This window comes from Enterococcus alcedinis, from assembly GCF_014635985.1.
Taxonomy (GTDB): Bacteria; Bacillota; Bacilli; order Lactobacillales; family Enterococcaceae; genus Enterococcus_I; species Enterococcus_I alcedinis.
Window position 1 is genome coordinate 61,003 of the sequence record NZ_BMDT01000011.1, and the last position, 12,772, is coordinate 73,774.

10 protein-coding genes are annotated in these 12,772 nt (G+C 38.9%); 7 read left to right on the forward strand and 3 right to left on the reverse strand.

Annotation, left to right across the window (positions count from 1 at the left end):
- The first annotated feature begins 145 nt into the window (after positions 1-145).
- The 7 genes from yfmF (at position 146) to rny (ending at position 8,651) form a co-directional block, all read left to right on the forward strand.
- Positions 146-1,414, forward strand: a complete 1,269-nt coding sequence (yfmF, locus tag IEV09_RS10635) for an EF-P 5-aminopentanol modification-associated protein YfmF (protein ID WP_188368285.1) — start codon at positions 146-148, stop codon at positions 1,412-1,414.
- The gene (yfmH, locus tag IEV09_RS10640; RefSeq protein ID WP_188368286.1) at positions 1,407-2,708 is read left to right on the forward strand and encodes an EF-P 5-aminopentanol modification-associated protein YfmH; all 1,302 of its coding nucleotides are present in this window, start codon (positions 1,407-1,409) and stop codon (positions 2,706-2,708) included. The genes yfmF and yfmH overlap by 8 nt, the downstream gene beginning before the upstream one ends.
- A gap of 98 nt (positions 2,709-2,806) precedes the next feature.
- Positions 2,807-3,697, forward strand: coding sequence for a helix-turn-helix domain-containing protein (locus tag IEV09_RS10645; RefSeq protein WP_188368287.1), 891 nt, complete (start codon positions 2,807-2,809; stop codon positions 3,695-3,697).
- Positions 3,698-3,734: 37 nt separating this feature from the next.
- Positions 3,735-4,313, forward strand: a complete 579-nt coding sequence (pgsA, locus tag IEV09_RS10650; RefSeq protein WP_188368288.1) for a CDP-diacylglycerol--glycerol-3-phosphate 3-phosphatidyltransferase — start codon at positions 3,735-3,737, stop codon at positions 4,311-4,313.
- 95 nt (positions 4,314-4,408) lie between these two features.
- A complete protein-coding gene (locus tag IEV09_RS10655; protein ID WP_188368289.1) occupies positions 4,409-5,653 on the forward strand; it encodes a competence/damage-inducible protein A in 1,245 nt (414 codons plus the stop codon).
- 123 nt (positions 5,654-5,776) lie between these two features.
- Positions 5,777-6,826, forward strand: coding sequence for a recombinase RecA (gene recA, locus IEV09_RS10660; protein ID WP_188368290.1), 1,050 nt, complete (start codon positions 5,777-5,779; stop codon positions 6,824-6,826).
- 259 nt (positions 6,827-7,085) lie between these two features.
- Entirely contained in the window at positions 7,086-8,651 is a 1,566-nt protein-coding gene (gene rny / locus IEV09_RS10665) for a ribonuclease Y (RefSeq protein WP_188368291.1), read from the forward strand.
- 50 nt (positions 8,652-8,701) lie between these two features.
- On the opposite strand, the gene treR is transcribed toward rny, so the two are convergent.
- Genes treR through IEV09_RS10680 form a run of 3 tightly spaced genes read right to left on the reverse strand, consistent with a single transcriptional unit; the run spans position 8,702 to position 12,762 of the window.
- Positions 8,702-9,418, reverse strand: a complete 717-nt coding sequence (treR, locus tag IEV09_RS10670; RefSeq protein WP_188368292.1) for a trehalose operon repressor — start codon at positions 9,416-9,418, stop codon at positions 8,702-8,704.
- 42 nt (positions 9,419-9,460) lie between these two features.
- Entirely contained in the window at positions 9,461-10,111 is a 651-nt protein-coding gene (gene pgmB, locus IEV09_RS10675) for a beta-phosphoglucomutase (RefSeq protein WP_188368293.1), read from the reverse strand.
- A 2-nt stretch (positions 10,112-10,113) separates the two neighbouring features.
- On the reverse strand, positions 10,114-12,762 hold the full coding sequence (locus IEV09_RS10680) for a glycoside hydrolase family 65 protein (RefSeq protein ID WP_188368294.1): 2,649 nt from the start codon (positions 12,760-12,762) through the stop codon (positions 10,114-10,116).
- Positions 12,763-12,772: the final 10 nt, after the last annotated feature.

Here is a 12,772-nt window from a genome sequence, read left to right on the forward strand (position 1 = left end):
CTTTCGTATAGAATAAATTAAGTATAAACTTCTTTAAAAAAAATTACCAACAAGAAGGCGTATCTTTAGCGCTTTTAAGACCAAGTTGAATTTTTCCTGTGCTATAATATTATAGAATAACTTTATTAGGAAAAGGAGCTTTTTAATGACGATTCAAATCCAACCAGGTGTTACTTTAACAGTCATTCCAACTGAAAAATATAAAACGATTCGTTTATTTGCACGCTTCTCAGCTAAGCATACGCAAAAAGATGCCGCAAGCCGGACGTTACTAACAAGTATTTTAGAAACAAATAGTTTAAACTATCCAACCCAAACAGCTCTTAGCGCTAAATTAGCCGATTTATATGGTGCCAGCTTTGGCTTAAATGTTGGCAAACGTGGTAATTTGCATCAAGTTAATCTTTCAATGACGGTAGTAAATGGAAAATACATTGAGCAAGCGAGTGTCTTTTCGGAAGCCGTTGCTTTTTTGAAAGAAATTTTATTTTACCCAAATATCCAAGACGGCCAGTTTGAGCAACAAACATTTGATTTAGAAAAAAACAACTTGATTGCTTATATCGAAAGTATCCAAGAAGATAAACAGAGCTTAGCCTCTTTGAAGCTACAAGAGCTCTTTTTTAACGACGATGAAGATCAAAAAACTCCAAGTTTTGGTCGAGTGGAAGAGTTAAAAGACGTAACGACGCAAAGTTTAGTTCAGACGTATCAAAAAATGTTAGAAGAAGATCAAATTGATCTTTTTGTCGTAGGAGACGTCACAGAAGCGGCGGTATTAAAAGAAATCGAGCAATTACCTTTTGCACGTACGCAACGAGTAGCGCCTTCAATGTTCTATCGTCAGCTATCTAAGTCAACGATTCAAGAAGAAACAATGACAGAAAATGTCTTACAAGGAAAATTAAACTTAGGTTATGCAACGAACATTTATTATGATGATCCAAAGCGCTATGCGTTAATGGTTTTTAACGGCTTATTTGGTGGCTTTCCTCATTCAAAACTCTTTATGAACGTCCGTGAAAAAGAGAGCTTAGCTTATTATGCATCAAGTAGTGCCGATACTTTCCGTGGTTTTTTATCAGTACAAACTGGGATTGATGGGAAGAATCGTGAAGCAGCGATGGCCTTGATTCGTGAACAACTAGCAGCGTTGGGTCGTGGAGAAGTCACAGAAGAAGAATTAGCCAAAACGAAAGCGATGCTAAAAAATCAGTACTTATTGTCTTTAGATAATCCGCAAGCGTTGATTGAGACGGCTTATTTAGATACGTGGTTACCTGAAACGAAACAAAATCAAGAAGAGTTGATTGAAAAAATCATGCGTGTCACGAAAGAAGAAGTTCAAGCCGTGGCACAACAAATTCAATTAGAGTCAATCTTCTTTTTAAATGGAGAGCAAAATGATGAATAAAAAAAATTATGCCAAGATTAATGAGACGTTGTATGAAGAAGTATTAGAAAATGGCTTAAAAGTCTATCTTCTACCTAAAAAAGATTTCCAAAAAACATATGGTTTATTTAGCACGAACTATGGTTCGATTGACAATGTTTTTGGCTATGCGAACGAAGAATTACAAAGTGTGCCAGACGGAATCGCTCACTTTTTAGAACACAAATTGTTTGAAAAAGAAGACGGCGATGTTTTCCAAAAATTCGGTGATCAAGGGGCTTCTGCCAATGCATTTACGAGCTTTACCCGTACAAGTTATTTATTTTCGGCAAGCGATCGGATAAAAGAAAATTTATTAACGTTACTCGACTTCGTACAAGAGCCTTATTTTACGCCAGAAACGGTTGAAAAAGAAAAAGGCATTATTGGTCAAGAGATTCAAATGTATCAAGACGATCCCAATTGGCGCCAATTTTTTGGTATTTTAAATAACCTGTATCCGAAACATCCTCTACATATCGATATTGCAGGTACAATCGAGAGCATCGCAGAAATTACAGCGGACGATTTGTACCGTTGTTATGAAACGTTCTATCATCCAAGTAATATGACGCTATTTATTGTCGGTGATATGGATCCACTTGAAGTGATGCAGTGGATTAAGGACAATCAATCACCCAAAACATTTAGCCCGATTAAAGAAATTGTTCGTCAATTCCCAGAAGAAACATCTGCTGATATTATTCCATTTGCTTCGATTCAAATGCCCGTTAATCGAACAAAAGCTGTGGTCGGTATTCGTGGATTTGAAGCGGATTTACCAGAAACAGCGAAGGAACAATTGGTTTTTCGTACGGCGATTCAATTGTATTTCCAAATGCTTTTAGGCAATACGAGCGCTAATTATTTATCTCTTTATCAAGAAGGCATCATTGATGATACGTTTGGCTTTGATTTTTCATTTGATCGTGGCTTTCACTTTGCTGATTTTGCGACCGACACAACGAACCCTGATTTGTTTGCAGAAACAATCGAGCAGATTTTGCTAAATGGCAAAGAAGATTCAGGCGTGACGGAAGAAAACTTGACTTTGTTAAAGAAAAAGATGTTAGGGAAATATTTCCAATCACTGAATTCATTGGAATACATAGCGAATCAATTTACCCAAGATTTATTTGAAGATCTGACATTATTCGATTTGCCAGAAATCATTCAAAGCATTGAATTAACCGATTGTTTACGTGCCGGTGAACAATTTATTAAAAAAGAGAACTTTAGTCGCTTCTACTTAGAACCTCTAACAAAAGAAGATTAAAATTTTTTTGAGGTTCAAGAAAAAGAGGATTTTGACAGGTTTTTTATGGTATTCTAAGGAAAGTAAAATTTATGATATAGACTGGAGAAGATGGACGAGTGGGCAACGAGCTTTTAATAGGAGACAAACTTCGGCAAGCCCGATTAAGTAAAAACATTAGCTTGGACGAATTACAGCAAAAGACAAAAATTCAAAAACGCTATCTAGAGGCAATTGAAAAAGGCGCTTTTGATTTATTACCAGGCGATTATTATGTGCGAACTTTTTTAAAACAATATGCTGCAGCTGTTGGAGAAGATGGCGACCATTTAGTTGCGGTATTTAATGGTGAGACAGAACTAGATGCAACGACTCCTGCGAAGGAGCGTCCAGCGATTAAAACGGTTGAAGGGTCACGAATGACGACACATCAGCCAGGCAAAAATCGGACGTGGATGGATTATTTACCGACGATTTTGATTGCTTTAATTGCACTGACCATTCTAATTATTGTCGGCTACTTATCGATCCAAGATAAAAAAGCCAATCCAATGATTGCAACCCCTTCGACAGTCGAAGTGCAAAATGAAGTGACTTCAGAATCAAGTGTCGCAGAGTCAATCAAAGAGACGACCACTTCATCTGAAGTGATGGAATCAAGCAGTTCAAGTGAAGAGCTAAAAATGGCGATGACAATTGAACATGTGGCACCACGTGTAGCTGAAGTCAAAGTAGAAAATGTCGAAAAACCTGTTCAACTCGATTTTACGGGATTAGATGATCGTTGTTGGGTTGGCGTCCAAGTCGATGGTGCTTATATTTTACAATACACTTTAGCGCCAAAAGAAAAACAAAGCATTACCTTGCCTGAAGGTGCGACGAATGTAAAGATTACTTTCGGTGCAAGTAGTAACGTTCAGATGCACTTAAATCAAGAATTGGTTGATTTTACGAAAGATGCACCTGAACTGTTACAAAAAGAGTTAAATGTCACACTAACGTATGCCTAAGCATCATTAGTGGTTTAAAAAGAGAGGAGAGCGACAATTGAATTTACCAAATCAATTAACGGTCTTAAGAATATTAATGATTCCTGTATTTATTGTTATTTTAGTTTTACCCCTAGATTGGGGTGTGTTAGCGATCTCTGGAGTGCAATTACCTGTAACGCACTTAGTCGCAGCGATTATCTTTGCGGTGGCGAGTTTTACCGATTGGTTAGATGGTTATATCGCACGTGCGAAAGGCTTAGTAACGAACTTTGGTAAGTTTGCTGATCCTTTAGCTGATAAAATGTTAGTCATGACGGCTTTCATTATGTTAGTTGAGTTGGGCTATGCCCCCGCTTGGATCGTGGCAGTGATTATTTGTCGTGAGCTAGCGGTTACCGGCTTACGCTTACTACTCGTTGAAGACGGGGAAGTTATGGCAGCTGCATGGCCTGGAAAAGTAAAAACAGCAACACAAATGTTAGCGATTATTTTACTATTAATCCAAAACGTCCCATTTTCAAGTATCGGTTTTCCACTAGATCAAATCATGTTATATGTGTGTTTAGCGGCAACGGTTTATTCTGGCGTTGATTATTTCGCAAAAAATACACAAGTTTTTAAAGGCTCAATGTAATTAGAAGCAGAAAGAGTACGCTATCGTATTTTTTCTGCTTTTGTTTTAAAAAGAATTGCAGAAAAAAACGTATGTTAATGATAGGAGAGTCGCTCATGCAAGCAGAAATTATCGCCGTTGGTACAGAACTATTATTAGGACAAATCGTTAATACGAATGCTACTTTTTTAGCGCAAGAATTAGCCAACCTAGGGATTGATGTCTATTATCAAAGCGTGGTAGGAGACAATCGTGAACGATTGCGCGCGCAATTACAGTTAGCAGATCAAAGAAGTGATTTGATTGTCTTATGTGGAGGCTTAGGACCGACAGAAGATGACTTAACCAAACAAATTGTGGCTGAACACGTCGGTGAAACGCTGATTCAAGATCCTTTAGGTTATCAAAAACTACTCGATTATGAAAAAGCACAAAACCAGAAACTCACCCAAAATAATTTCTTACAAACACTGATTTTAACCAATAGCCAAGCATTACAAAATCCGACAGGTTTAGCAGTGGGCATTTTTTATACCACTAAAGACAGTCAAAAATCGTACTTACTCTTACCTGGACCACCGAAAGAACTCAAACCAATGTTTCGACAAGTGGCCCGTCCGATTTTAAAGCAACAATTTCCTGAAGCCAATCAATTATATTCGCGTGTCTTACGTTTTTACGGTATTGGTGAATCGCGTTTAGTGACGGATTTAGCTGATTTGATTGCGACACAAGAAAATCCAACCTTAGCCCCTTATGCTAAAGAAAATGAAGTAACATTGCGTTTAACGGTTAAAACCACGGATGAAAGTCTTGCAAAAACATTACTAGATGAGTTAGAACAAAAGATTCAATTGCGTGTCGGTCAATATTTCTATGGTTATGGTGAAGAGAATACACTTGTCAAAGTCGTGGTCGAATTATTAAAAGAAAAAGGTCAACGAGTAACTGCGGCAGAAAGTTTAACTGCCGGTGCTTTTCAACGAAGTTTAGGTGAATTACCAGGCGTTTCAAGTGTTTTTCCAGGTGGTTTTGTGACTTACTCTGCTCAAACTAAAATTGATTTTCTACAGATCGATCCGTCTTTAATTGCTGAACATGGAACCGTGAGTCAAGCATGTGTTGAAGCGATGGCTAGCCAAAGTCTTAAATTGGCTAAAACCGATTATGCACTCGCGTTTACGGGGGTTGCAGGACCAGATGAATTGGAAGGCCAAGCCGTAGGGAGTTTTTGGATTGGATTAGCCACAAAAGAAGAGGTAACCAGTCAATTTTATCGAGTAGCAGGGCAGCGAGAAAAAATTCAAAGTCGAGCCGTTATGGCAGGTTTAGATTTGCTAAGGAAAGAATTAATTAAATAAAGGCGAATGTTTGTTCGTTTTTTCTTGCTTTTTGAAAAATAAAAAGCTATGATAGGGATACAAATAAATGAATAAATACTATTGAATATAAATGAAAAGATTCAACATGAGGAGGAAATTTAAGTGGCAGATGATCGTAAAGCAGCCTTAGATGCAGCACTTAAGAAAATTGAAAAGAGTTTTGGTAAAGGTTCTATTATGAAACTCGGAGAAAAAGCAGATCAACGGATTTCAACTATCCCAAGTGGTTCGCTTGCATTGGATGTGGCATTAGGAGTCGGTGGTTATCCACGTGGACGAATTGTTGAAGTCTATGGACCTGAAAGTTCGGGTAAGACAACCGTTGCTTTACATGCGGTCGCTGAAGTCCAAAAAAATGGTGGTACAGCAGCATTTATCGATGCTGAACATGCGTTGGATCCATTATATGCTGAAAATCTCGGCGTGAATATTGATGAATTATTATTATCACAACCAGACACAGGGGAGCAAGGCCTAGAAATTGCGGATGCCTTAGTTTCAAGTGGCGCAGTTGATATCATTGTCATTGACTCGGTAGCAGCCTTAGTGCCACGAGCTGAGATTGATGGTGAAATGGGAGCTTCACACGTTGGTTTACAAGCCCGTTTGATGTCTCAAGCTTTACGTAAATTATCAGGGACGATTAACAAAACTAAAACAATTGCCATTTTCATTAACCAAATTCGTGAAAAAGTCGGCGTGATGTTTGGAAACCCAGAAATCACACCGGGGGGACGTGCCTTGAAATTCTATGCAACGGTTCGTTTAGAAGTTCGTCGTTCAGAGCAATTGAAATCAGGTACAGATATTGTTGGTAACCGTACAAAAATTAAAGTCGTAAAAAATAAAGTGGCGCCACCATTTAAGATTGCCGAAGTCGATATTATGTATGGAGAAGGTATTTCACAAGTGGGAGAACTGCTTGATATGGCAGCAGACAAAGATATTATCGATAAGAGTGGTGCATGGTATTCTTATAAAGAAGATCGTATCGGTCAAGGTCGCGAAAATGTGAAGAATTACATGAAGGCTCACCCAGAGATGGTCGCAGAAGTGTCAGCTCGTGTTCGTGATGCCTATGGTATTGGAACAGGTGAAACATTAGTTGAAGAAGATGTTCAAGAAGAGCAGGCTTTAGAAGACGATAAATAACAGAATTTGTAAAGAGTCGTGAAGAAATAGTCACGGCTCTTTCTTTCATCTTTTATCACGTAAGGGGTTTCCATTGGCTAAAAGACAAGGATTCTCTTTTTTTTAAGTTGACACTTACTAGGATAAACATTAGAATAAAATTGTGTCACACACACATATGCAAGTAGGCATATTGATAATTGTTTAATTTTTTTGTTTATCAAAAAACTACAAGAAAAGTTTGAAAAATAAAAGAAGATAGTATGGAGGTGAATCACCAATGGGATTGAATATTCTCCTCGCTATCATCGGTTTAGTTGTCGGTCTTGGTTTAGGGTTAATGTATGCAAACAAAGAAAGAGCACGTCGAGAACAAGAGTTATTAGTTGCTAATAAAACAGCTGAAGCTATTGTCCTTACGGCCGAAAAAGATGCAGAAACTTTAAGAAAAGAAGCGTTACTAGAAGCTAAAGAAGAAAATCATAAGTATCGTTCAGAAATTGAAAGTGAGTTGAAGGAAAGTCGAATTGAATTAAAGGCACAAGAAAATCGCTTACTACAAAAAGAACAAATACTAGATCGAAAAGATGATTCTTTAGATAAACGTGAACAAACACTAGTTGGAAAAGAAGCCAAATTAGGTGACCAACAGCAATTAATTGATGAGCGAGAAAAAGAAGTAGCCATCTTAATTGAAGAACAAGCAAATGAACTAGCAAGAATTGCCGCTTTATCCAAAGATGAAGCCAAAGAAATCATCATGCAAGAAACTGAAGAAGAGCTTAGTCATGAGTTAACACTCATGGTGAAAGAATCAGAAAGAAAAGCCAAAGAAGAAGCAGATCGTAAAGCAAAAGACTTACTTTCATTAGCTATTCAACGTAGTGCGGCAGATCAAGTCTCTGAAACAACTGTTTCGGTGGTCACTTTACCAAATGATGAGATGAAAGGTCGAATCATTGGTAGAGAAGGCCGGAACATTCGTACATTAGAAACATTAACAGGTATTGATTTAATTATTGATGATACACCAGAAGCAGTTGTTTTATCAGGATTTGATCCAATTCGTCGTGAGATTGCTCGTATGACTTTGGAAAAACTAATCCAAGATGGCCGGATTCACCCGGCTCGTATTGAGGAGACCGTTGAGAAATCTCGTAAAGAAATGGATGAACGAATCCGTGAATACGGTGAGGAAGCCGCTTTTGAAATCGGTGCGCACACTTTACACCCTGATTTAATTAAGATTATTGGTCGTTTACGTTTTAGAACAAGTTATGGTCAAAACGTCTTAAAGCACTCACTTGAAGTGGCACGCTTAACGGGCGTTTTAGCAGCAGAACTTGGTGAAGACATTGCGTTAGCTAAACGTGCAGGTCTACTACATGATATTGGTAAAGCACTCGATCATGAAGTTGAAGGTTCACACGTTCAAATTGGAGCTGAACTTGCAGCGAAATACAAAGAAAATAAAACGGTTATTAATGCAATCGCATCCCACCATGGTGATACGGAAGCAACGTCGATTATCTCTGTACTCGTGGCAGCAGCAGATGCCTTATCGGCCGCTCGTCCAGGTGCTCGTAGTGAATCACTTGAAAACTATATCAAACGCCTACAAAACTTAGAGAGTATTTCAAATAGTTTTGCTGGAGTTGATTACAGTTTTGCGGTACAAGCCGGGCGTGAAGTACGCGTCATGGTTAAACCGACAGAAATCACCGATTTAGATGCGGTTCGTTTAGTCCGAGATATTCGTAAGAAAATTGAAGATGAACTTGATTACCCAGGAAACATTAAAGTAACCGTTATTCGTGAAACAAGAGCAACGGATTACGCAAAATAAACGTCAAAAAAGAAGCCCCTAGAGGCTTCTTTTTTTTATATATCAAAGAATTATACTTTTTTACGACGGGCAAAATCCACAAAACGGAATTTATCGAGTCGATGAATCGATTCGGAGTATTCAAAACAGCGTGTATCTTCTAAGTAGACTAAGCTGCGAACAACAACGACGTGCGTATCAGTGGCTGTTAAAGACATGAGTTCACGAAGATCACTTGTAATCGGCTCAACGACAATTTCCTTCCGTGCGTAAGCAATCGTTAAGCCTAAATCCTTTTCAAAATAGGCATAAATGGAGTCTTGCGCTTTTTCAACGGGCAATTCTGGAATAATTTCCGTTAAGAGGTAGTCCTTGTCGATTAAAACAACTTCTCCATCAATGCGTCGTTGTCGTACGAGATGCCAAACTTCCGTATCGATTGGCCAATCTGTAATCGATTGTAATTTGTCATTGACAGTCGTTTTTTCAAGCGTCACAACGGTTGTTTCGTTGGAAATATTTTGTGTTTCTTGTAATTCTCGGAAACTGGTTAGACCAGAAATAGGAAAATCAAACCGATTGACATCCAATACAATCGAACCTTTACCTTGCTTCTTTTGAATATAGCCTGCGTTACGTAATAAATTCAATGCTTTACGAACTGTTTCACGTGAAACACCGTAAATTTGAATGAGTTGCTTTTCACTAGGCAAGAGACTATGGGAAGGGTAATCACCCGTTAAGATTTTTTGTTCTAAATCCAGAAATATTTCTTTAAATTTATTCATATGATCCCTCTTTATCTGGTTGTTTTTGCAATGATAAAAGGATTAGGTTGCTAAAAGTGTCTCGATAGATAACTCGTCTAAACGATGAACAAGGATATCTGCGCCATGCAGTGCTTCACCCGATAACACACCGACAGCATACATTCCAGCGGCTTTAATCGCATCCAGACCGGCTTGAGCATCTTCAAAAGCGACTGCTTCTTCAGGTGTAATGTGAAGCATTTCAGCTGCTTTCAAAAAGATTTCTGGATCAGGTTTTCCTTTTTTTAACGTGTCTGGATTGACAATAATCTGGAAATCATCCGCAACTTCTAATTTCTCCAAAATAAAAGGCGCATTTTTTGAAGCAGAAGCAATCCCGCAAGGAATCTGCTTTTGCTTTGCTTCCGTTAAAAATTCATGAACACCAGGAAGCAAATCAGCGGGTGATAATTGTTGTAAAAGTTCAACATAATGCGTGTTTTTTTGATGAGCCAACGCTTCTTTTTCACTTAAGGTAAAAGCGTCACTTTTATTTCCATGCGCTAAAATTCGCTCTAATGAATCCATACGACTAATCCCTTTTAATTGTTCATTAAAAACGATATCAATCTCAATGTCAATTGTTTCCGCTAAATATTTCCATGCTAAGTAGTGGTATTTGGCAGTATCAGTAATTACGCCATCTAGATCAAAAATAAATCCTTTTTTCATGTTCAGGCTCCTTCATACGTTTGAGTAGTTTTTTGGTTTTTGGTTAATGAAATTTTTTGCTCACCCAAATAGATGAAACAATCGTGTGAGGCAGTAATCGTTAAATCTTGCTTTGTAACAATAACGGAAAAATCAATTTGTTTCCAAGTAAATGAAAATTGAATTTGCTGCCAATGTGCGGGTAATTTTGGTTGAAAGAGAACGCGATTTTGTCTTAAATCTAGCCCGGCAAAGGTACTGAGAGGAATCCACAGTGTTGCTGCCATGACACCGGCATGAATCCCTTCAGCCGTAGTGCCGCCTTGAATGTCTCGATAATCCGAGGCTAAGGCTTCTTTAAATAATTGCCATGCAAAGTCTTCTTGTTCAACCATTGAAGCTAGCTGGGCATGGACAATTCGAGACAAGGTTGAACCATGAGATGTGCGTTTTAAGTAATAATCAAGGTTCTTTTTCACGTAGTCTTCAGGTAAAGTGTATTCCAAATCCGTTAAGATTTGATCAACTTGGTTTTTGGCGAAGTTATAAAAAATCATCAATGTATCGGCTTGTTTGGCTACTTTGTAATCATCGGCCGATTTTCCTTCAGCATTTAAGATGCGGTCCATACGATAAATGTTGCCATATTTTTGGCGATAGGCGTCCCAATCCAATTCTTTCAAATCAAAATACCCTGAAAATTGGGCAATCACGCCATCGGAATTGATTTCAAGGTGTAAACGATGCTTCATCTGATCGAGTTGTGCAAGAAAATCTTTTGGTGCCTCGATTTTTTGTAGCAATGCTTGAAAAGTAGTTGCTTCAAAAGATGCTTGCAAGGTTTGGATCGTTTCAAAGAGCCAAACGACCATCATATTGGTGTATGCATTGTCGGTCAGTCCACCTTGTTCAGCACCTGGATAGCTTTCATGGAACTCATCAGGGCCCATCACACCAGGAATCGAGTAACGTTTGGTCTCCGCGTTATAGACAGCCGCACTTTGCCAAAAGTGAGCGATTTCAAGTAACATCTCCAAGCCATACGTGCGCATAAAATCATCATCGTCCGTTTGATTGTAGTACTGCCATACATTGTAAGCGACGGCTAATGAGACATGTCGTTGTAGACGGCTATGGTCTTCTTTCCATTGGCCGCTTATTGGATTTAGATGCACCTTTTGCGACTGCTCGGTTCCATCAAGACCCGATTGCCAAGGGAACATACTACCTTTATAACCGGCTTCTTGGGCGTTTCGTTTGGCTTGTGGCAAACGGTGATAGCGATAGAGTAAGAGTTGCTTCGCCGTTTCTGGAAAATGGGCTAAATAAAAGGGTAAGATAAACAGTTCGTCCCAAAAAATATGTCCACGGTAGGCTTCTCCATGTAAACCACGAGCTGTTACGCTCGCATCTAATTGCTGATTGCCATTTGGTGAGGCAGAAGCGAGTAAATGATAGGTGTGGAGATTGAGTAATTTTTGAGACATTAAATCACCCTCGACGACAATAGCCGCTCGTTTCCACAACTTCTCCCAAGCTTGCTGAGAGGCTTGATAGGCGACTTCAAAGCTCGGATAAGCGATGTTTACATCATTCGAGGCAGTTGGTACGGACTGCTCTTTACGGTATTGTTGTGTGGTCGTTACGCGTTCAAAAGTATAGCTCTGGTTTCGTTCAGCATAAAAATCAACTTTTTGGATGAAATGATTTTCGTGTTTTTCCAGTGCTAAATCCGCCAAGGAGACGTCAGGACTACGTAACGTTCCTTGTTGGACCACCGTGATGTGTGATTCTTTCGTTCGAGTCGTCAATACAAAGTTCGTCTCTTGATGCTCATAGGAAACGACGTCTAAGTGGTGTCGATTTAAGTCACGATAACGCGCAACGTTATAGTTATAAACAGCGCCATCAATTTCAGCCAGTAAAGTAATGTTTCCAGAAAAATTTAATGGCGTGATCGTATAAGCGACATAGGTGTCATGCACGTCAGCCATACTGACAAAACGTTTTGTATGCAGGGCAATTTGTTTGTTTTCCCCCAATTCAATCGTTACCCAGCTTTGGAAGAGGCCGGTTTTTAAATTTAATTCACGGGTGATGGATTGTAGTTGGTCATTTGAAAAATCAAACGATTCACCATCCACACAAACAGTCATTTTTTGCACATTTGGCGCATTGACAAAGTCCTCATTGGCAATGATTTGTTCGCCGACTTTGGAATAAGCGGTATTATATAAGCTAGCAAGATAGGTCGCAGGGTACGTCGCGTCACTGATTGCCATTTCTGGCGTTGTCCCACGAATCCCCAGATACCCATTTCCCACGGTTAGTAGTGATTCAACAGAGTATTCATCTTTACCAGGTGAATAACCCTCATAAGTCACTTTCCAAGGAATCGACATAGCTTTTTCTTGCCACTCGTCAGCTTGACCAATGACAAACGGCAAATTAAGTTTTTCTGTTAAATAGTCTGCAAGTTCCGTTAATTGTGCTTGTTCATTAAAAAAAAGAATTTTTTCTGCGAGGGTCCCACCAATGACTTGGTGTGAGGCAAGCCAGTCAATCAATTGCTGAACCGTTTCGGCGTTCCATTGTGTCACACTCATGGATTGTTTATTCGTTAAAAGAGCAGTCCAATGGTCGTTTGTTTTTGAAAGATGTAAAATCGTCATCCTAAGAGAC

Bases quoted from the DNA above. Each gene is read 5' to 3' on its own strand.
- yfmF (WP_188368285.1), top strand. From the start codon at position 146: ATGACGATTCAAATCCAACCAGGTGTTACTTTAACAGTCATTCCAACT.
- yfmH (WP_188368286.1), top strand. From the start codon at position 1,407: ATGAATAAAAAAAATTATGCCAAGATTAATGAGACGTTGTATGAAGAA.
- IEV09_RS10655 (WP_188368289.1), top strand. From the start codon at position 4,409: ATGCAAGCAGAAATTATCGCCGTTGGTACAGAACTATTATTAGGACAA.
- rny (WP_188368291.1), top strand. From the start codon at position 7,086: ATGGGATTGAATATTCTCCTCGCTATCATCGGTTTAGTTGTCGGTCTT.
- treR (WP_188368292.1), bottom strand. From the start codon at position 9,418: ATGAATAAATTTAAAGAAATATTTCTGGATTTAGAACAAAAAATCTTA.
- pgmB (WP_188368293.1), bottom strand. From the start codon at position 10,111: ATGAAAAAAGGATTTATTTTTGATCTAGATGGCGTAATTACTGATACT.
- IEV09_RS10680 (WP_188368294.1), bottom strand. From the start codon at position 12,762: ATGACGATTTTACATCTTTCAAAAACAAACGACCATTGGACTGCTCTT.